This window comes from Flavobacterium sp. (assembly GCF_044373165.1).
Taxonomy (GTDB): Bacteria; Bacteroidota; Bacteroidia; order Flavobacteriales; family Flavobacteriaceae; genus Flavobacterium.
On sequence record NZ_JBILQL010000006.1, the window covers coordinates 41,522 to 60,627 of the forward strand.

Annotated in this window: 17 protein-coding genes and 1 pseudogene; 4 read left to right on the top strand and 14 right to left on the bottom strand. The window is 37.0% G+C overall.

The genetic code is table 11. From position 1 onward, the window contains the following. The first annotated feature begins 2 nt into the window (after positions 1-2). A complete protein-coding gene (locus ACIQ32_RS01995) occupies positions 3-380 on the top strand; it encodes a DUF2809 domain-containing protein (RefSeq protein ID WP_396193984.1) in 378 nt (125 codons plus the stop codon). On the opposite strand, the gene ACIQ32_RS02000 is transcribed toward ACIQ32_RS01995, so the two are convergent. Both ACIQ32_RS02000 and fabG read right to left on the bottom strand, forming a co-directional pair. Next, a complete protein-coding gene (locus ACIQ32_RS02000) occupies positions 372-2,405 on the bottom strand; it encodes a hypothetical protein (RefSeq protein ID WP_396193985.1) in 2,034 nt (677 codons plus the stop codon). The two genes, ACIQ32_RS01995 and ACIQ32_RS02000, sit on opposite strands and share 9 nt — an antisense overlap. 92 nt (positions 2,406-2,497) lie before the next feature. Beyond that, the gene (gene fabG / locus ACIQ32_RS02005; protein WP_396193986.1) at positions 2,498-3,244 is read right to left on the bottom strand and encodes a 3-oxoacyl-[acyl-carrier-protein] reductase; all 747 of its coding nucleotides are present in this window, start codon (positions 3,242-3,244) and stop codon (positions 2,498-2,500) included. Between the two features lie 142 nt (positions 3,245-3,386). Here fabG and ACIQ32_RS02010 point away from each other — a divergent pair, with 142 nt between their 5' ends. Beyond that, entirely contained in the window at positions 3,387-4,571 is a 1,185-nt protein-coding gene (locus tag ACIQ32_RS02010; RefSeq protein WP_396193987.1) for a cytochrome-c peroxidase, read from the top strand. A gap of 72 nt (positions 4,572-4,643) precedes the next feature. On the opposite strand, the gene sucD is transcribed toward ACIQ32_RS02010, so the two are convergent. From sucD to menD, 9 genes are all read right to left on the bottom strand, one after another. Beyond that, complete coding sequence (gene sucD, locus ACIQ32_RS02015) at positions 4,644-5,516, bottom strand: succinate--CoA ligase subunit alpha (protein ID WP_396193988.1); 873 nt, start codon at positions 5,514-5,516, stop codon at positions 4,644-4,646. A gap of 97 nt (positions 5,517-5,613) precedes the next feature. Beyond that, complete coding sequence (locus tag ACIQ32_RS02020) at positions 5,614-5,973, bottom strand: nuclear transport factor 2 family protein (protein ID WP_396193989.1); 360 nt, start codon at positions 5,971-5,973, stop codon at positions 5,614-5,616. Between the two features lie 3 nt (positions 5,974-5,976). Then, complete coding sequence (locus ACIQ32_RS02025) at positions 5,977-6,906, bottom strand: UDP-3-O-(3-hydroxymyristoyl)glucosamine N-acyltransferase (protein WP_396193990.1); 930 nt, start codon at positions 6,904-6,906, stop codon at positions 5,977-5,979. A gap of 88 nt (positions 6,907-6,994) precedes the next feature. After that, entirely contained in the window at positions 6,995-7,555 is a 561-nt protein-coding gene (gene efp / locus ACIQ32_RS02030; RefSeq protein WP_396193991.1) for an elongation factor P, read from the bottom strand. 61 nt (positions 7,556-7,616) lie between these two features. Further along, entirely contained in the window at positions 7,617-8,402 is a 786-nt protein-coding gene (gene lpxA / locus ACIQ32_RS02035) for an acyl-ACP--UDP-N-acetylglucosamine O-acyltransferase (RefSeq protein ID WP_396193992.1), read from the bottom strand. Positions 8,403-8,498: 96 nt separating this feature from the next. Then, on the bottom strand, positions 8,499-9,887 hold the full coding sequence (locus ACIQ32_RS02040; protein WP_396193993.1) for a bifunctional UDP-3-O-[3-hydroxymyristoyl] N-acetylglucosamine deacetylase/3-hydroxyacyl-ACP dehydratase: 1,389 nt from the start codon (positions 9,885-9,887) through the stop codon (positions 8,499-8,501). A gap of 53 nt (positions 9,888-9,940) precedes the next feature. Continuing rightward, positions 9,941-10,972, bottom strand: a complete 1,032-nt coding sequence (lpxD, locus tag ACIQ32_RS02045; RefSeq protein WP_396193994.1) for a UDP-3-O-(3-hydroxymyristoyl)glucosamine N-acyltransferase — start codon at positions 10,970-10,972, stop codon at positions 9,941-9,943. A 123-nt stretch (positions 10,973-11,095) separates the two neighbouring features. Further along, positions 11,096-12,331 carry an HD domain-containing protein gene (locus ACIQ32_RS02050; protein ID WP_396193995.1) on the bottom strand — a complete coding sequence of 412 codons (1,236 nt, stop codon included), beginning with the start codon at positions 12,329-12,331 and terminating at the stop codon, positions 11,096-11,098. 30 nt (positions 12,332-12,361) lie between these two features. Continuing rightward, a complete protein-coding gene (gene menD / locus ACIQ32_RS02055) occupies positions 12,362-14,023 on the bottom strand; it encodes a 2-succinyl-5-enolpyruvyl-6-hydroxy-3-cyclohexene-1-carboxylic-acid synthase (protein ID WP_396193996.1) in 1,662 nt (553 codons plus the stop codon). A 92-nt stretch (positions 14,024-14,115) separates the two neighbouring features. Here menD and ACIQ32_RS02060 point away from each other — a divergent pair, with 92 nt between their 5' ends. After that, entirely contained in the window at positions 14,116-14,613 is a 498-nt protein-coding gene (locus ACIQ32_RS02060; protein ID WP_396193997.1) for a GNAT family N-acetyltransferase, read from the top strand. A 54-nt stretch (positions 14,614-14,667) separates the two neighbouring features. Here ACIQ32_RS02060 and ACIQ32_RS02065 read toward each other — a convergent pair whose 3' ends face one another. Beyond that, a complete protein-coding gene (locus tag ACIQ32_RS02065; protein WP_396193998.1) occupies positions 14,668-15,042 on the bottom strand; it encodes a hypothetical protein in 375 nt (124 codons plus the stop codon). A 189-nt stretch (positions 15,043-15,231) separates the two neighbouring features. Beyond that, the gene (locus ACIQ32_RS02070) at positions 15,232-15,837 is read right to left on the bottom strand and encodes a glutathione peroxidase (protein WP_396193999.1); all 606 of its coding nucleotides are present in this window, start codon (positions 15,835-15,837) and stop codon (positions 15,232-15,234) included. A gap of 230 nt (positions 15,838-16,067) precedes the next feature. Here ACIQ32_RS02070 and ACIQ32_RS02075 point away from each other — a divergent pair. Beyond that, positions 16,068-16,154 (top strand): annotated as a pseudogene (locus ACIQ32_RS02075) (anti-sigma factor); the annotation flags it as partial. 64 nt (positions 16,155-16,218) lie between these two features. Here ACIQ32_RS02075 and ccsA read toward each other — a convergent pair. Beyond that, the coding region (ccsA, locus tag ACIQ32_RS02080; RefSeq protein WP_396194000.1) for a cytochrome c biogenesis protein CcsA at positions 16,219-19,106 on the bottom strand (2,888 nt) is incomplete at its 5' end.

Here is a 19,106-nt window from a genome sequence, read left to right on the forward strand (position 1 = left end):
AAATGATAACATTTCATAAGAATTATTTTTTACTGACACTTCTACTTTTTGCTGTAGAAGTTGGCATCGCTTTATTTATTCACGACAATTTTATCCGACCATACATTGGCGATGTTTTGGTGGTAATCCTGATTTACTGCTTCGTAAAATCTTTTCTGAAGGTATCAGTTAACAAAGCCGCTATTGCTGTTTTATTGTTTGCCATTTGCATCGAAACACTGCAATATGTAACGATAGTAGAAAAATTAGGATTGGAAAATAACAAAATCGCCAAAACCGTAATTGGGACTTCTTTTGCTTGGGAAGATATTTTGGCTTACATAGCCGGAATTCTGATTGTAATCGTTTTTGAAAAAGTACTGAGAAAGAAATTACAATAATCCGTTATACTTTCGAATAAACCACTCAGCAGCGAGCGATAACGCTAATAACACCAACAACCAAATCCAGTCCACCAAAGGCGATTTTTTAGTGATGGTTTTTTGAATGGCTTTGTAACTCTCGTCTTCAGACAATTGTTTGATCAAAGTCTCAACCTGATTAGCCAAATAAGCTTTTCCTTGGGTTTGTTTTGCCAATTGGTTCAGTTTTTTCCAATCCGGATTGACGAATTGTTTTTCGATATCAAAATCCAATACTTCAAAACCACTCGAATACGAAGAATTAGAGTTCAATTCTTTGACTGTAAACTTATAATTGCCTGCTACCAACCCGTCTAAATTGACTTGAAAAGCATTGGAAGTTCGCAACAAATCATAGTTTTTGGCTTGCTTGGTCTTGGTATTGGTATTGGTGACTGTTATTGTCAATCTTGCTTTTTCGTCTAATTCGTAGTTTTTGTTAAAGTATTGTGCTGTGATTTCGATGCCTTCACCCGAATTGTAAAATCGCTCGTGATTGACCACCAAAGACTTTCGGGCATTATTGGATGCCAAATATTGTATGGTTTTGTCCAAGAAGATGTCAAAATCAATAAAATCTTTTTTAGCCAAATAATAATCTGCACGCCATTTCCAGATATTTTCACCAAATAAGTAAGCTGAGCGTTTGCCTTGGGTTTCTGTAAAAGTCAGTAACGGCTGATTGGTTGAAATGTTTCTGATGGAAGAAGACAACAAAACATTGGTATTGCCGTTAGCGGTTATGGCACCGAAAGGATTTTCCAAAGGCGGAAATTGCTCAAAACCGATATTGTCGAGCGCAAATAAATTAAACTGACTGTCAAATGAAGCCAAATAATCCTCTTTTTGTGAACTCATTTTAAAAGTAAACTGTGTTTGATTTTGATTCAGAAAATTAAAATCGGTATCGTTTCCGGTGATAATCCAAGTATTGATTTTGGCATTAGAATTCTTTTCAAAAACTGATTTGAAAGCCATTGTAGGTTGGTACAGAATTAAAATATTATAATTCTCTAAACTACTGACTTGATTAGGTTTAAGTATGGTTACTTTTCGTTGTGCATTAGTTTCTATACTGCGTTTTATAGCGCCCAAATCAGGATGCGACATGTCGGAAATCAAAGCCACTTCGGTTTTTTGATCAATAACTTCCACGGCAAAATTCTTGGTGTTGTTATACCTGTTTTTTTCTTGTTCTTTAGAAGAAACTGTAGCTTTCAGAATTTGCAATCCCACATTATTAGCAGGCAATAAAACATTCAACGTAGCTGATTTTTTGGATGGCGAAAAAGCCACAGTTTGTTCATTTAAAACCGAATTGCCTTGGGTAATCTTAAACGTTGCATTGATACTTTTAGTGCCCGAATAGTTCAGGAAAACTTCTACCGGATATTTGTTTTTGTGGAAAGCATATTTGTTGACGTTTAGCTGCGAAACTCTCAAATCCAAATAAGTTGTCGTATCACCAACAACCAAAGGATACACTTTATTATTAGGATTAAACCCAAAGACATAATCTTCCCCTGAAGTTTGGTTGCCATCTGAAATTAAAATGGTGGGAAAGGTTTGGTTTTTATAGATGTTTTTCAAGTTTTTCGCAACAACATCTATGTTCGATTGTTTGCCTTTGAAATCAATAGTGTCTGAAGGTAAAAAGTCTTCATCAAACTGATAGGTTTGTACATCATACTTATCATTTAGAGCCGAATTCTCTATGAGTTTTTCAAACAATTCCATGGCTTGCTTATCCGATTTCAAATCGGCCATAGAAGCTGAATTGTCAATCACTATAGGCAAAGGCGTTTTGACAGTTTCAACTGTTTTTCTGCTAATGATTGGATTGATTAACAGTAATAACAAAGCGAAGACACTAAAGAAACGCAAAAAAGCCAAAAGCAACGTCACTTTCGATCGGCTTTTGACTTTATATAAATATTGGTAAAATGACACAGCGAACGCTATTCCTAAAGAAAGCAATATCAATAAAATAGTGTTTGTGGTCATTTATAGTTTATTTTAAATGTTGAATTTTAAATTTTAAATGGTTTTTCCAAATAAGATTAATTCAAAATTTATAATTTAAAATTTATAATATTTTAAGTAAGCATTCCTCCGCAAACATTCAACACTTGTCCACTAACGTATGCACTCATGTCAGAAGCAAAGAACAAACAGGTATTGGCTACATCTTCCGGCGTGCCACCGCGTTTTAACGGAATAGAATCTCTCCAACCTTGTACCACGTCATCGTTTAATTTGGCTGTCATTTCAGTTTCGATAAAGCCCGGTGCAATGGCATTACAACGGATATTTCTGGAACCTAATTCTAAAGCTACTGATTTGGTAAATCCGATCATTCCGGCTTTTGAGGCTGCATAATTGGCTTGTCCAGCATTTCCTTTTACCCCAACTACAGAACTCATGTTCACTATAGAACCTTTGCGGTTTTTCAACATAATTTTCTGTACAGCTTTGGTCATATTGAAAACCGATTTCAAGTTGATTTCGATTACTTTGTCAAAATCCTCTTCGCTCATGCGCATTAAAAGGTTGTCTTTAGTAATCCCGGCGTTGTTGATTAAGACATCAACGTTTCCGAAATCGACCATTACATCATCGACTAATTTTTGGGCTTCGTTAAAATCGGCTGCATTTGATTGGTATCCTTTGGCTTTGATGCCTAAAGCGGTTAATTCGTTTTCCAATGCCAAAGCACTTTCGGCAGAAGAACTATAAGTAAAAGCCACATTGGCTCCGTGTTGGGCAAAAACTTTAGCGATACCGCTTCCGATTCCTCTACTCGCGCCGGTGATGATGGCTACTTTTCCTTCTAATAATTTCATATTGTAAAAGAGTTTATTGATAATTGTAATGAAAGGTCAAATATAGGAATATTTTATAGGTTGAAAAAAGTTAACTTTACTTTTAAACCTTTTTGTAAAGATGTTGTCATAGACTTCGACCAACCAATCAAAAAACCAAATTATGTACAAAAAGTTATGTGCTTTATTTTTCATTGTTCTCTCCTATTCTTGTGGCAGCGATGACAGTTCCAATTATGTAGCAATTGATCCCTACGCCGCGATAACAGCTACATTTGGCAGCAACATTAATCCTGAAAGTTTGGCTAATTATGCCAACCAAAGCATACCAAATTATATTACCAAAGACAATACTGCCGGTAATCCTATAACCAATAAAGGCGCTACTTTGGGAAGAGTTTTATTTTATGACAAAAATCTATCTTCCAATAATACTATTTCCTGTTCCAGTTGTCATCAGCAAGCCAATGCTTTTAGCGATACTAACATTGCCAGCAATGGCGTGAATGGGACGACCGGCAGACATTCTATGCGATTAATCAATACCCGTTTTGCCAATGAAACTAAATTCTTTTGGGATGAACGAGCGTTAAATTTAGAAACCCAAACTACCATGCCTATAAAAGATCACGGTGAAATGGGATTCAGCGGTACAAACGGCGACCAAAACTTCAATGATTTAATCACCAAACTGAACAATATTAGTTATTACAGAGAGTTATTCCAATTTGTTTACGGATCAGAAGAAATCACCGAATATAAAATTCAATTGGCTTTGGCACAGTTTATCCGAAGCATACAATCGTTTGACAGCAAATACGATATTGGAAGAGCACAAGTGGCTAATGAAGGCCAGCCCTTTCCTAATTATACACCCCAAGAAAATCAAGGCAAAAATCTATTTTTATCCCCTCCGGTTTTTGATGCCACCGGAAACCGAACATCGGGTGGTTTAGGTTGTGCCGGATGTCATGCCGCACCTGAATTTGACATCAATCCAAACAGCGGAAACAATGGTATTATTGGTACTATTAACGGTACGGGAATAGATATAAACAATACCAGAGCACCTTCTTTACGCGACTTAGTAAAACCTGACGGAACCACTAACGGACCGATGATGCATACGGGAGTTATTACTACTTTACAAGCAGCGATTGGACATTATGGAACCATCAACTTAGCACCGGGAAATACTAATTTAGACCCAAGATTACGCCCGAATGGTTTCGGACAACAATTGCATTTAAACGCTCAAGAGGTGAATGCCGTTATAGCTTTCCTCAGAACCTTATCAGGAAATAATGTTTACACCGATGTGAAATGGTCCAATCCGTTTCCGAATTAGTTTAAACATTTCTCACAAAAAAAGCCCCGAAAAATCGAGGCTTTTTTGTTATTTATAAAGTTGCGGAATCAATTATCCCATTACTTCTTTTACTTTTTTACCAATTTCAGCAGGAGAATCTACTACGTGGATACCACATTCTCTCATGATTCGTTTTTTGGCTTCAGCCGTGTCATCAGAACCTCCAACGATAGCACCGGCGTGACCCATGGTTCTACCTTTTGGAGCGGTTTCACCGGCGATAAAACCAACTACCGGTTTGCGGTTACCATTCTCTTTAATCCATCTGGCTGCATCGGCTTCCAATTGACCTCCGATTTCACCAATCATGATGATACATTCGGTTTCAGGATCGTTCATTAACAATTCAACCGCTTCTTTAGTTGTAGTTCCTATGATTGGGTCTCCACCAATTCCGATTGCAGTTGTGATACCCATTCCTTGTTTTACTACTTGGTCGGCCGCTTCATAGGTTAAAGTACCCGATTTGGATACAATCCCAACGTTTCCTTTTTTGAAAACAAAGCCCGGCATAATCCCTACTTTGGCTTCTTCCGGCGTAATAACTCCCGGGCAGTTTGGCCCCACCAAACGACAGTTTTTGCCTTTCACAAAATTGTACGCTTTAATCATATCAGCAACAGGAATACCTTCAGTAATCGCTATGATAACTTTGATACCCGCATCTGCCGCTTCCATAATAGCATCGGCAGCAAAGGCCGGCGGCACAAAAATGATAGAAGTATCAGCTCCGGCTTGCTCAACGGCATCTTTAACCGTATTAAAAACCGGACGGTCTAAATGGGTACTTCCTCCTTTTCCGGGTGTAACTCCTCCAACGACATTAGTACCGTATTCAATCATTTGAGAAGCGTGAAAAGTTCCCTCACTTCCGGTAAATCCTTGAACTATTATTTTTGAATTTTTATTAACTAAAACGCTCATGTTTGTTTTTTGTTTAATTGTGTTTATTTTGTGTGTTGCAAAAGTATGAAATAGTATTCAGTGTTCAGTATACAGTATTCAGATTTTTGTAAAATTACTATAGCTGACTCATCTGATAGCCGCGATAAAGTTTGTCGTCTTTGACTTCCCAAATTACCATAAAATGAGCCAAAAGCATCTCTTCTCGAGGGTTTTCAATGGTTTTCACATAATGTGAATAACGAACCGTTACCATGTTGCCATCTGAAAGAATATGGGAAATCCTGGTTTTGGAACGCACATAGGCTTTACTCAACTCACTACTTAAAGCAATAATTTTGTCTTTGTTGAGTTTTAAAAAGCCCTTAGTACTGTGCCATTCCAAAATAACATCGGGATGCAACAATGCATTAACGGTATCCGATTCTAAAAGCACATCGGATTTGTAAAAATTTTGAACGATAGTTTTAGCGCCCATAACTTATTTCAATTTATTTAGAATATCAGGGATACGTTTAACGTTGGCCAATTGTTTTAATTTTTCACGAGACTCTTCTACAGGCGTACCAAAATAGCTTTTTCCGCCTTCAATAGATTTGGTTACACCGGTTTGTCCCAATACAACCGCTTTGGCGCCGATAGTGATGCCGCTGGTAGTGCCGACTTGACCCCATAGTGTAACTTCGTCTTCTATCACCACACAGCCTGCTATACCGGTTTGAGAAGCGATAAGACATTTTTTCCCTATTACGGTATCATGACCCACATGCACTTGATTGTCGATTTTTGTTCCGGCACCAATAGTAGTGTCACCGGTAACTCCTTTGTCGATAGTACAGAGCGCTCCGATGCCAACATTATCCTCAATCACTACTCTTCCGCCGGAAAGCAATTGGTCAAATCCTTCAGGACGTTTTTTATAGTAAAAAGCATCCGCTCCTAAAACGGTTCCCGAATGGATGATAACATTGTCGCCAATTACTGTATTGTCGTATACGATAACATTGGCATGAAGCAGACAATTCTTTCCGATGCTCACATTATTACCGATAAAACAATTAGGCTGAATGATAGTTCCCTCTCCTATTTGAGCTGAAGTAGCTACACTAACATTGGCCGCTACAAATGGTCGAAAATGTTTGGTTAGCACATTAAAATCGCGAAAAGGATCATCGGAAATCAATAATGCTTTACCCTCCGGACATTCGACTTCTTTATTGATTAAAACTATAGTTGCAGCTGACTGCAAAGCTTTATCGTAATATTTAGGATGATCAACAAAAACAATATCTCCGGGTTCAACCACGTGAATTTCGTTCATTCCATTAACAGCAAAATCATCGGCACCAATATATTGGCTACCGATGATATTCGCGATTTCTTTTAAGGTATGTTTTCTGGGAAACTTCATTTTATGAATTTGAAAATTTGAAAATCTGAGAATTTGAAAATAAAGACAAAAATCTACAAATCTTCAAATCATTTAATCTTCAAATTAATTACACTCTTTCCATGTATTTACCGGAAGCGGTATCAATCTTGATTTTGTCACCTTCATTAATAAACAAAGGTACATTTACAGCAGCTCCGGTTTCAACTTTGGCCGGTTTGGTGGCATTGGTTGCCGTGTTACCTTTAACACCCGGTTCAGTATAAGTTACTTCTAAGACAATTGAAGCCGGCATATCAACTGATAAAGGCATGTCGGTTTCCGTATTAATTTGTACCATTACATTAGTGCCTTCTTTTAACAAATCGGGAGCGTCTAAAACATCTCTGTTTAAAGTGATTTGTTCGTAAGATTCTACATTCATGAAATGAAAATCATTTCCTTCTGAATATAAAAATTGAAAAGTATGTGTTTCAACACGAATTACATCAATTTTATGACCGGCAGAGAAAGTATTGTCTAACACTTTACCATTGGTTACACTTTTTAATTTTGTTCTAACGAATGCCGGGCCTTTACCTGGTTTTACGTGAAGAAATTCTATGATTTTATAAATGTCGTGATTGAACTTGATGCATAATCCGTTTCTAATATCTGCTGTAGATGCCATTTTATTGTATTTAATTGTTATTTTTTTTTGTTAAAGCTTGAAGGTTAGAGGTATAAACTTTCTAGTATGAACCTGAATATCCTTTCATGATTCCTCTGGAAGAATTTCTGATGAAGTCCAAAATTTCATCACGTTCCGGTGTGGCTTCCATTTCCCCTTCAATGATGGCCATCGCTTGGGAAGTATTGTAATTTTTCTGGTATAATATTCTGTAGATATCTTGTACTTCTCTGATTTTTTCAGAAGTAAATCCGCGACGTCTTAAGCCTACCGAGTTGATGCCCACGTAAGAAAGTGGTTCTTTAGCGGCTTTGGTATAAGGCGGCACATCTTTACGAACCAACGATCCACCGGAAATCATAGCATGATCACCTATGTGAATGAACTGATGAATAGCAGCCAATCCACCTATGATGGCATAATTACCTACTGTAACGTGTCCGGCCAAAGCTACTCCGTTAACGATGATAGCATTATCACCAATATGACAATCGTGAGCAATGTGAGCGGTTGCCATAACCAAACAATTTTTACCAATAACGGTTTGTCCGGAAGCAATGGTGCCACGATTAATGGTTACGCATTCACGAATGGTTGAATTATCACCAATAATGGCCAAAGAATCTTCTCCGCCAAATTTTAAATCTTGAGGAACAGCTGCGATAACAGCACCGGGAAATATGTTACAATTTTTTCCGATGCGAGCGCCTTCCATAATGGTTACGTTAGAACCTATCCAAGTTCCTTCTCCGATGATTACATTATTGTGAATGGTTGTAAATGGTTCTATAACGACATTCTTCGCGATTTTCGCTCCGGGATGTACATAGGCTAATGGTTGGTTCATATTTATATTTTTTTGCATTTAGCTTTCAGCAAATAGCTGTTAGCTTTATTATTAATTATTAGTAATAGCTATTGGCTAAAAGCTGATGGCACATCACTAATTTTTCTTGGCAATTTGCGCCATTAATTCTGCTTCGGCAACTAATTTACCGTTGGCATAAGCATTGGCTTGCATGTGACAAATTCCTCTTCTGATTGGAGAAATTAAATCGCATTTAAAAACTAATGTATCGCCGGGTAACACTTTATGCTTGAATTTTACATTGTCGATTTTCATAAAATAAGTCAGGTAGTTCTCCGGATCCGGAACCGAACTTAATATCAAAATACCACCGGTTTGAGCCATCGCCTCTACAATTAAAACACCCGGCATTACCGGTGCTCCCGGAAAGTGACCAATGAAAAAGTCTTCGTTCATGGTTACGTTTTTCAAACCTACTACATGATTGTCTGACATTTCCAAAATTTTATCCACTAACAAAAATGGCGGTCTGTGAGGCAACATGGCCATAATTTTATTCACATCCATCAAAGGTTCCTTGTGTAAATCGTACACCGGAATTTGATTGCGTTGTTCTATTTTAATGATCTTAGACATTTTTTTAGCAAACTGTGTATTCACATAATGCCCGGGTTTATTAGCAATTACTTTACCTTTTATTCGGGTGCCGATTAATGCTAAATCTCCAATAACATCTAATAACTTGTGCCGTGCCGCTTCATTTGGATAATGCAACGTTAAGTTGTCAAGAATTCCATTTGGTTTTACTGATATTTTTTCTTTTCCGAAAGCCACTTTTAAGTTGTTCATGGTTTTTTCGGAAATTTCTTTATCAACATAAACTATGGCGTTGTTCAAATCGCCACCTTTTATTAAACCGTTGTCTAATAATGTTTCCAATTCATGCAAGAAACTAAAAGTACGTGCGTCGGATATTTCCTTTTTAAAATCAGCTATATTTTTTAAAGTCGCATTTTGAGTACCTAAAACTTTGGTGCCAAAATCAACCATAGTAGTCACTTGATAATCATCGGCAGGCATTACTAAAACTTCGCTTCCGGTAGTTTCATCCATGAAAGAGATAACTTCTTTCACCACATAATAATTTCGTTCAGCTTCTTGCTCTACAATTCCGGCATTTTCGATTGCTTCAACAAAGAATTTGGAAGATCCGTCCATAATTGGAGGCTCAGACTCATCCAATTCAATGATCACATTATCAACATCACAGCCTACAAAAGCGGCCAATACATGTTCAGAGGTTTGGATTTTTACGCCTAGTTTCTCTAAGTTGGTACCGCGTTGGGTGTTTACCACGTAATTGGCATCTGCCTCAATGATTGGACAGCCCTCTAAATCAACTCTGACAAAAGTATAGCCGTTATTGACAGGTGCGGGTTTGAAAGTCATTTTTACCTCTTTGCCGGTATGAAGACCAACACCGGTAAGAGAAATTTCTTTTTGGATGGTTTTTTGTTTAACCATTGGTATGCTTATTTAAGTTTAGTTTATTCCGATAGACTACCTATTGCTTTAATTTAAGCCCCGGATGTATTTTTATTTTTCTTTAATTCTTCTATTTCTGCTACAATTTTCGGTAAGTTTCTGAAATGAACGTAGGACTTGTTCCAATCACTGTAATTAAAAGATGGTGAACCTTGTAACGTTTCTCCATCGGGTATATTTCTTCCGATACCTGATTGTGCTTGTACACGAACATTGTTGCCGATGGTTAAATGACCGGCAATGCCAACTTGTCCGCCAATCATACAATTTTTTCCGATTTTAGTCGAACCGGCTATTCCGGTTTGAGCAGCAATAACAGTGTTTTCACCAATCTCAACATTGTGAGCAATTTGTATTTGATTGTCGAGTTTTGCTCCTTTTCTGATGATAGTTGATCCTAATGTTGCACGGTCTATAGTGGTACAAGAACCTACTTCTACATTATCTTCTAAAATAACATTTCCAATTTGAGGCACTTTGCTGTATGTTCCGTCTTCTTGAGGCGCAAAACCAAAACCGTCTGACCCAATAATAGTTCCGGAATGAATAACACAATTGTTCCCAATTATTGATTCGGAATAGATACGAACTCCGGCAAAAAAGATACAATCATCACCGATGGTTACGTTGTCTCCAATAAATGAATTCGGATAAATTCTAACATTTTTACCTATAACTACATTTTTTCCAATGTAACTGAAACTACCTAAATACAGATTTTCACCGTAAGTAACCTGTTCTGAAATTACAGTAGGTTGTTCTATCCCCGACTTCATCAACTTAATCTGATTGTAATATTCTAACAATTTGGAAAATGACTTGTAAGCATCTTCTACTTTGATTAAAGTTGTCTTTAATTGGGCTTCAGGTTCAAAAGTAGCATTGACAATAGTAATGGTAGCTTCTGTAGAATAAATATAATTGACATATTTTGGGTTGGACAAAAATGTCAGCGAACCTGCCGTACCTTCTTCAATTTTTGATAATTTGAATACTTCAGCGTTAGGATTTCCTACCACTTCACCTTCCAAAATGCCTGCTATTTGAGCTGCTGTAAACTTCATCTTGTGTTAGTTGTTATTAGTGTACTGAAGATGAAAGCCATGATAGTCATTTTTTGGTAATTGCATTAAAAGAGTATTAGCTGGTTTCATTGCCACAAAAGTATAAAAAAAACAATTTTAATGTTAAATTTCCGCAAGTTGTTTTGGGTAGCAAATAAAATACTTGGTCACCGGTTTTGACAATGCTTTCAAATTCAATTGGTCTGAAGCTTCTACTACATCTTCTATACTGCGATCTTTCTTTAAGATACGAATCGGTTCTGCTTCTTTACTGTAAGCCTGGTTTTTGATTTTACCTTTAAAGATAAAATACTTGGTGTCTTGCAAACTCAAGTGATGTGTTTTGGCAAATTGTGCAGACATCTCTTGCAATACTTCTGCGGGAAATTTTTCGCTGTTGAGTTTAACTTTAGACAAATCACGATTGATGATCATTTTACTCAAACTACTCAAAATAAAATCTTCATGATGTTGCCAATTTTTTAAAGCGCTAATAATATCAAAATCATCTAATTGCGCAAAAGTATCTAAATCAGCAGTTGAAAAATTTTCAAGGGTAACTTTGTGCTCCATAAAATATTTTAGCGGCCCACTACAATCCACATTTACTCCTTTTTGCAGTAACTCTTTGGCCCTTTGCAGGGTTTTGGTCAAAGTCAATTCTGCCACCAAACTGGTCTTATGCAAATAAGCTTGCCAATACATCAATCGACGAGCCATCAGGAATTTTTCAATCGAATAAATGCCTTTTTCTTCCATGACCAAAACATCATCTACCACATTCATCATTTGAATTAAGCGATCAGAATTGATATTGCCTTCAGCCACACCCGAATAAAAACTGTCTCTTTTCAGATAATCCATACGGTCCATGTCGAGCTGACTGGAAATCAGCTGTAACATGAATTTCCTATGGTATTCGCCTTTAAAAACTTTAATGGCTAAGCTTAATTGTCCGTTAAACTCCTCATTCAATTGGTTCATAAACAACAGTGAAATCGCTTCGTGATTTACTTCTTCCACGATGCTGTGTTCCATGGCGTGGGAAAACGGACCATGACCGATATCGTGTAAAAGGATAGCGATGTATAGTGCATTTTCTTCTTCTTTAGAAATGACAACACCTTTAAAACGAAGTACTTCAACCGCTTGCTGCATCATGTGCATAGCGCCTAAAGCGTGATGAAAGCGTGTATGGTGTGCACCCGGATAAACCAAATACGACAATCCCATTTGAGATATGCGTCGCAAACGTTGAAAATAAGGATGTTGTACTAAATCGTAAACCAACGAATTCGGAATGGTAATGAATCCGTAAATCGGGTCGTTAAAAATTTTTAATTTATTGGTTTGACTCACAAGGTTATCTGTTTTAGTAAAGATATAAATTTACACCAAAGCTTTGAAATAGTTCAACAACAGTTTATTGTTCTCTCGTGTTGGGGTAAAAACTTCTAATAATGTGGGTTGGTCGTTATTTTGGAATAATTGTTCCAAACGCTCTTTCAAAGACAAATCATCGGCGGCTGTCAAATAGTCAAAACGATACATTTTGGCCAAATGCTCAGCGGTTAAGCAATGCGATGTTTCAAAATAAGTATGGAAAGTTTCCGATTCCTGATGACCGGGCAAAATCCTGAAAATACCGCCTCCGCCATTGTTAATTAAAATTATCTTGAAATTTTTAGGAATGTAATTGTTCCAAAGCGCATTACTATCGTATAAGAAACCAATGTCTCCGGTTATCAAAGTCGTTTGTCTGCTGCTGGCTACTGCCGCGCCGATAGCGGTTGAAGTACTGCCATCGATACCGCTGGTTCCTCTGTTGCAAAAAACCTGAATGGAAGCATCTACGTCAAATAATTGAACATACCGAATCGCAGCACTATTGCTAATTTGGAGTTGCGAGTTTACTGGCAAAGTAGATAAAATAGATTCAAAAGCTTTTAAATCGGAAAAAGGCGTTTGGCTTAAATATTCGGTGTGTTTGCGCTTTCTTTCTTTAGTAATATTTTGAAAAAAATGCTTGTAGTTACTTTCTACCGGATGCACATGCGGAAAAAATTGTTTGAAAAACTGGTTGGGCGAAACCGTAAAATGCTTGGTCAATATACCAAAAGTATCATAAGCTCTCAATTCATCTATATGCCAATGATGTCTGGGTTTGTATTTTCTCAGAAAAGCTTTAACTCTTTTGGAGACAATCATACCACCGAAAGTAATTAAAATTCTGGGTTGTAATTCGGTAAACTCCTTATCACTAAAAGGTGTAATGAGCGTATCTATTGTATTGATAAAATCAGGATGATGCAAATTAGAGGTGGTCTCTGTGAGAACTACTACAGAAGGATGCGAAGCCAATACATCGAGCCATTGTTGGTCGACAAAACCCGGCTTACACTCGCCTACTAAGACTAATATTTTCTGACTGTGATTCCATAACGTAGAAAATGCAATGATGTCTTCAACTCTAACCGTAGGACTTGATTTGAATAGTCCCGTAACATTAACATCAACGGTTAACTTGCTTGTAGTTTGGTATAAAGGTTCTTCAAAAGGAACATTAATATGAACCGGACCTTTATGAGCCATGGCAACATTAATAGCTTCGTTGATAAAAACATCGTTTTCTTCTGAAGCCTCTTCAAGCAAATTGGCATTGTACAACGAATGGTTTAAGAAAACATTTTCTTGTCGGATAGTTTGACCGTCGCCAATATCGATTTTGTCATGCGGTCTATCGGCAGAAATCACTATAAACGGAATCTGACTGTAAAATGCTTCCGCCAAAGCCGGATAATAATTGAGCAAAGCAGAACCTGAAGTACATACTACAGCAACCGGTTTTTGCTTTTGCTGTGCTATACCAAGTGCAAAAAAACCGGCACAACGTTCATCGGCTATACTGTAACAATTAAAGTCGGGATGATTGGTAAACCCAATAGTAAGCGGCGCATTTCTTGAACCGGGTGAAATTATGATATCGTGAACTCCTTTGGCATTACAAATTTCAATGATGCTTTGCGCCAAAGGTATTTTAGGATAAAGCATTGTCATTTTTTAAGTAATACAAATGTACAAACTTGTGTAGGTTTTTCAACACTTTAAGATAGTTTTATTACTTTTGGAAACACTTTAACGGCATGGAAATCAAAATCAGACCTTACCAACTTGAAGATTGTCAAAATATAGTTGACATCGTCAATTACAACATTGTTCACTCAACTGCTTTGTATGATTATCATCCGAGGACTTTGAGCCAACAACAAGCTATCTTTCAAGATAAAATAGATAAAGGATTTCCGGTAATTGTTGCTTTAGCTGATGAAAAAGTGGCCGGCTTTGGCTATTACAGTGAGTTTCGTTATCGAGAAGCTTACCGATTTACGGTTGAACATTCGGTATATGTAGCTAAAGAGTACCACGGAAATGGGATTGGTAAAATCATCATGCAAAATCTGATTGATTTAGCAAAAGAGCAAAAGCTACACACCATGATAGCCGTAATTGACTCAGAAAACCAAAGCAGCGTTACTTTTCATGAGCAATTTGGGTTTAAAACGGTTGCTGTACTCAAAGAAACCGGTTTTAAATTCGACCGCTGGTTGCATTCTCAGTTGATGCAATTGATGTTGGAATAAAAAAATAAAGACCGATGAAATCATCAGTCTTTACCAAATATTCAGGGGTATTTGTCATGCTAATTCTATACCGTTTTCTTCTAAAATAGAAAGCAAGTAACTGCTTTGTCCGGGATTGTATTTTTCTACACCACTTTGATACCATTTTTGGATGACGTCAATTTGAAAAGAATTATATCCATCCGAATCTATATCCATTCCAAGCATTCCGGCTAATAAAAAATCTTCTAATACTTTATTTGTGACAATTAGTTGTGGTATTCCGTAAGCAATCTTACCATTCATTCTTTCATAGTCGGCTCGGCCTTGTTCGAAACCAAAAACATAAGCTTCACTTTTGTTCTCTTGCAGTTCAAGATAAGGATTTGAGCCTCCGGAGTATCCTTCTAAATAATCAACTCTGTATATTGGGTTGAAAATATTTTTCATAAAATTATCATTGTGGTCATTGATATTCAAATCAAAACTAAGAAGTATTGTTAAGCTAACGTTTTAAAATCGTTAAAAGGAAAAAAAACTCTTTAAATCGCGTCGCTCATGACGTTTGTCGACACTTTTTAAATAAAAACCCGATGAATTTCTCCATCGGGTTTCAAATGCCAAGTAAAGCATCTAAGGTTACTTTCCGTTTATCCAAGACATAATGACATCATCAGTTGGCAATACTCTGGGGGAAAGCACTTTGACCAATTGCCCGTTTTCATCAATCAGGTATTTTTGAAAGTTCCATTCTACTTCACTGTCTTGTAAACCATTTTTGCTTTTTTGGGTCAGGAATTGATAAATCGGATGCATATCGTTTCCTTTGACTGAAATTTTAGCCATCATCGGGAAGGTTACCCCGTAATTCATTTGGCAAAACTTAGCAATCTCCTGATTGCTACCCGGTTCTTGTGCGCCGAAATTATTGGCCGGAAAACCTACAACCACAAAATTCTTGTCTTTGTATTTGCTGTAAATTGATTCTAAATCCTTGTATTGTGGTGTCAATCCGCATTCTGAGGCAGTATTCACAATTAGCACTTTTTTTCCTTTTAAGGAAGCAAAGTCAAATGCTTTACCATTCAAATCGGTTACTTTAAACTGATGAATGGATTCGGACTGATTTACTTGATTCATAGTAGTATTGTTATTAGTATTAACGGTTACAGGCTTTGATTGTGCATTGTTTTTACAACTACAGAGCAACATTACGCTGCAAGCCAATAGTAAATAATTTTTCATCCTTTATTTTTTTATAAAATTACTCATATTTGATTGGTTTCTTGTTATACAATTCCTAAAGTTTTATTAATTAAAAAGACCAATGACATGATATCATCGGGCTTTCAACAAACAAAACAGAAAATTATTTCCTATTTTCAAAACAAAAAACTTAAACCAAAAGATTATAACTGATTTTTCCTGATGTTATTTACGCGGAAACTTTATGTTTGGATTTGAGAAGAATATGTGCAGAAGCTTTCGGAATTACTTTGGAACCTGCCGGTGGTAGTAAATCGCCAACGCTTGAGAAATTGTATACTATAGGAAATGTATAGCGCTATAAATCTGAAAAAAATACACCGCAAATTCGCGAATAATCGTCTGAATTTGCGGTGTTTTTTATTTACTTAAATATTTTTTGTATTTAAAATAAGACAATGTGGCCAAAATGACTATGAATGCGAGAGAGTAATAAACAAATGAAGGCGTTACTACTTTATCTCCACTGGCGTAAGAATGTAAGCCGGTAAGGTAAAAGTTTACCCCGAAGTAAGTCATCAATATGGAATAAAAAGCAAAAACTGACATCACGTTGTACACCCATTTTCCTCGTAAAGCAGGCACAAATCGAGCGTGAATGACGAAAGCATAAATCATAATACTGATTAATGCCCAAGTTTCTTTCGGATCCCAACCCCAATATCTTCCCCAACTCTCATTAGCCCATTGACCGCCTAAAAAGTTTCCGATGGTCAACATCACCAAACCAATCGTTAAAGCCATTTCGTTGATATAGGTAATTTCTTTGATGTTGAGTTCCATTTTTGCTTTGTTTTTATCATTGGCAAAAAGCATCAACAAAAGCGATACAATTCCTAAAACCATCGCTAAAGTAAAAGGGCCATAACTGGCTACAATCACCGCCACATGTATCATCAACCAATAAGAGTTTAGAACCGGTTGTAAATTGGCAATCGCAGGATCCATCCAATTCCAATGCGCAATCATCAAAATCATGGAAGCCACAAATGTTCCTGAAGCTATTGTCAGTTTAGATTTGCGATCAAAAGCCAGAGTAAAAAACATAGTTGCCCAAGAAACATAAATCATACTTTCATAAGCATCACTCCAAGGCGCGTGACCGGAAATGTACCATCGAGCAATCAATCCCAGTGTATGCAAGCCAAACAAGAGTCCAATAAAAAGATGGAAAGCATTAATGGCCATACGGAGGAACTTTTTCTCAAAGAAAATGTTCACAATAACCAATAACAACATCAAGCATCCTGTCATCATATACAACCAAAACAAGTTTTTAAACACATCGTATTTGTTGTATAAAATCTCGTAATCAATCTTATCTTCTGTGGGTCTTACCGCTTTTCCATACACTTTTTGGTAATCTTCCATACCCACCAAAAAAGTATTGGCTCGGGTATAATCTTGAGTATCGGAGGCTTTCATCAAGGCATCCAAATACACCGGTAAAGCCCCTTTGATGGTGTCTAAAGCCGTTCCGGTGGTATGATTGATTTCTAAAAACGAAAGCCATTTATTGTTAGGATCATTCGGTACCGGGAAGATTCTCAAAATTTTACCGCTTAAAGCCGAATTCAATAGGTTGACTTTTTTGTCAGCTTCAATAAAATCTTTCTCAAACTGATTAGGCGTAGCTGCTTTGTAGGCTTCATCCAAATAAGGTGATAACTTGTAGTTGCCTTTTTCGTCAAAGAAAGAACGGAAAGTAGCGTATTTTGCATCGGGCTCTATCCCTATAATTTTACGAATGCTGTCATTACCTCTTTTAATATAAATCAGCGGCGTTTCAAACCAAACGGTCGGAAGTTGTGTCATGGATAAAAAAACCTGATCAGAGTTCAATCCTTTATAGGTATCGCTTTTACTCACTTTGCGCAACAATTCGGAGGAAAAAGTATTGATAGGTTTCATTCGACCACCATCATCCTGTATTACCAAACGACCAAATTGCGCGGCATGTTTTTCAGATACCTTGTATTTGTTAATGATGGAATCAATTTGGATTTGGGTTGGCAATGCGCTGCTGTGAGTATCATGTTTTTGGGCAAAACCATTCAACGAAAACAACACCAGAAACAGCGCCACTAAACCGGCTTTTTTCTTTTTGACTTTTTCCAACTTATTTTTCAAATCAGCAAAACGAGTATTTTTAGTAAACAAAATCGCCATCATACAGAAATACAATAAATAATAACCGATATAAGTAATGTTTGTTCCCCAAAAATCGTGGTTTACCGAAAGTACGGTTCCTTTTTCATCCGGATCGAAAGAGGCTTGGAAGAATCGGTAGCCTTTGTGGTCCAATATATGGTTCATGTAAATATGATGGTCTGTCTTTTTTCCTTCGTCTACTAAAGTAACTTTACTTTCAAAGGAAGAAAAACTCTTCTCTGTTCCCGGGTATTTTTGAGCAATAAAATCATTCAGTTTTAAGCTAAAAGGTAGCTCATAAACTTTAGAACCATAAGTAAAAGTAAATTCTAAATCACCTAATTTAAAAGCTTTAGGCTCGCCTTGTTTGCCTTTAGAACCTAATAAAGTAATGGTTTGCTCTTTGCCTGCTGTGGTAACTTTAAGCACCAAAGCATCTTCCCCTTTTTTGGCTTTAAAATCGCCGCTTGGCTCATACGATTTGTTGCCTTTTTTAGGCAATTCAGGGATAACAAACTGACTGCCGCCAAGGTTGTACAACGAACGATACATTAACGGTTGTACAGCATCTTTAACGACTTTACCTTGAAACTTATCCGCCATGCGCATGAACTGTCCGTCAAATGGAGCTGTAATGGTATTGTTTTTAGTATCAATGTTGATAGCGCCCGGCGTTGGCTTGTCTAAAGCAAATAGAACATTGTGAATGTTTTGCACCTCACCGGCTTTAAGCATATGCTCGTGACGCGTTCCGTCGCCCGATTCTACTAATTTAAGATAGGTATCGCCATTGGGATTTTCTTTAATGATTTCTTTGGCGTCTAAAACAAAATCTTGGTATTCGATTGCAAACGGGATATCGGCAAATTTTTCATTGATGGAAAAATCATTATTGGTCACCGGGGAAAGCAATAACGGTTCTTCAAAAATACGGCGCATCATTTTCCCCTTGTAGTCGCCATCAACAAATACCGTCAAATAACATTTATCGGAATAGACCTGGTTGGAAGTTTCGCTTTCACGAATTGGCATCATGCCTTCATAACTGATATAACGGGTAATAAAAGCACCGGCAATGATAAAAATAAAAGACAAAT

Excerpts from the sequence above, each read along its gene's own strand:
- ACIQ32_RS01995 (WP_396193984.1), top strand. The coding sequence starts at position 3 with ATGATAACATTTCATAAGAATTATTTTTTACTGACACTTCTACTTTTT.
- ACIQ32_RS02000 (WP_396193985.1), bottom strand. The coding sequence starts at position 2,405 with ATGACCACAAACACTATTTTATTGATATTGCTTTCTTTAGGAATAGCG.
- fabG (WP_396193986.1), bottom strand. The coding sequence starts at position 3,244 with ATGAAATTATTAGAAGGAAAAGTAGCCATCATCACCGGCGCGAGTAGA.
- ACIQ32_RS02010 (WP_396193987.1), top strand. The coding sequence starts at position 3,387 with ATGTACAAAAAGTTATGTGCTTTATTTTTCATTGTTCTCTCCTATTCT.
- sucD (WP_396193988.1), bottom strand. The coding sequence starts at position 5,516 with ATGAGCGTTTTAGTTAATAAAAATTCAAAAATAATAGTTCAAGGATTT.
- ACIQ32_RS02020 (WP_396193989.1), bottom strand. The coding sequence starts at position 5,973 with ATGGGCGCTAAAACTATCGTTCAAAATTTTTACAAATCCGATGTGCTT.
- ACIQ32_RS02025 (WP_396193990.1), bottom strand. The coding sequence starts at position 6,906 with ATGAAGTTTCCCAGAAAACATACCTTAAAAGAAATCGCGAATATCATC.
- efp (WP_396193991.1), bottom strand. The coding sequence starts at position 7,555 with ATGGCATCTACAGCAGATATTAGAAACGGATTATGCATCAAGTTCAAT.
- lpxA (WP_396193992.1), bottom strand. The coding sequence starts at position 8,402 with ATGAACCAACCATTAGCCTATGTACATCCCGGAGCGAAAATCGCGAAG.
- ACIQ32_RS02040 (WP_396193993.1), bottom strand. The coding sequence starts at position 9,887 with ATGGTTAAACAAAAAACCATCCAAAAAGAAATTTCTCTTACCGGTGTT.
- lpxD (WP_396193994.1), bottom strand. The coding sequence starts at position 10,972 with ATGAAGTTTACAGCAGCTCAAATAGCAGGCATTTTGGAAGGTGAAGTG.
- menD (WP_396193996.1), bottom strand. The coding sequence starts at position 14,023 with ATGCTTTATCCTAAAATACCTTTGGCGCAAAGCATCATTGAAATTTGT.
- ACIQ32_RS02060 (WP_396193997.1), top strand. The coding sequence starts at position 14,116 with ATGGAAATCAAAATCAGACCTTACCAACTTGAAGATTGTCAAAATATA.
- ACIQ32_RS02065 (WP_396193998.1), bottom strand. The coding sequence starts at position 15,042 with ATGAAAAATATTTTCAACCCAATATACAGAGTTGATTATTTAGAAGGA.
- ACIQ32_RS02070 (WP_396193999.1), bottom strand. The coding sequence starts at position 15,837 with ATGAAAAATTATTTACTATTGGCTTGCAGCGTAATGTTGCTCTGTAGT.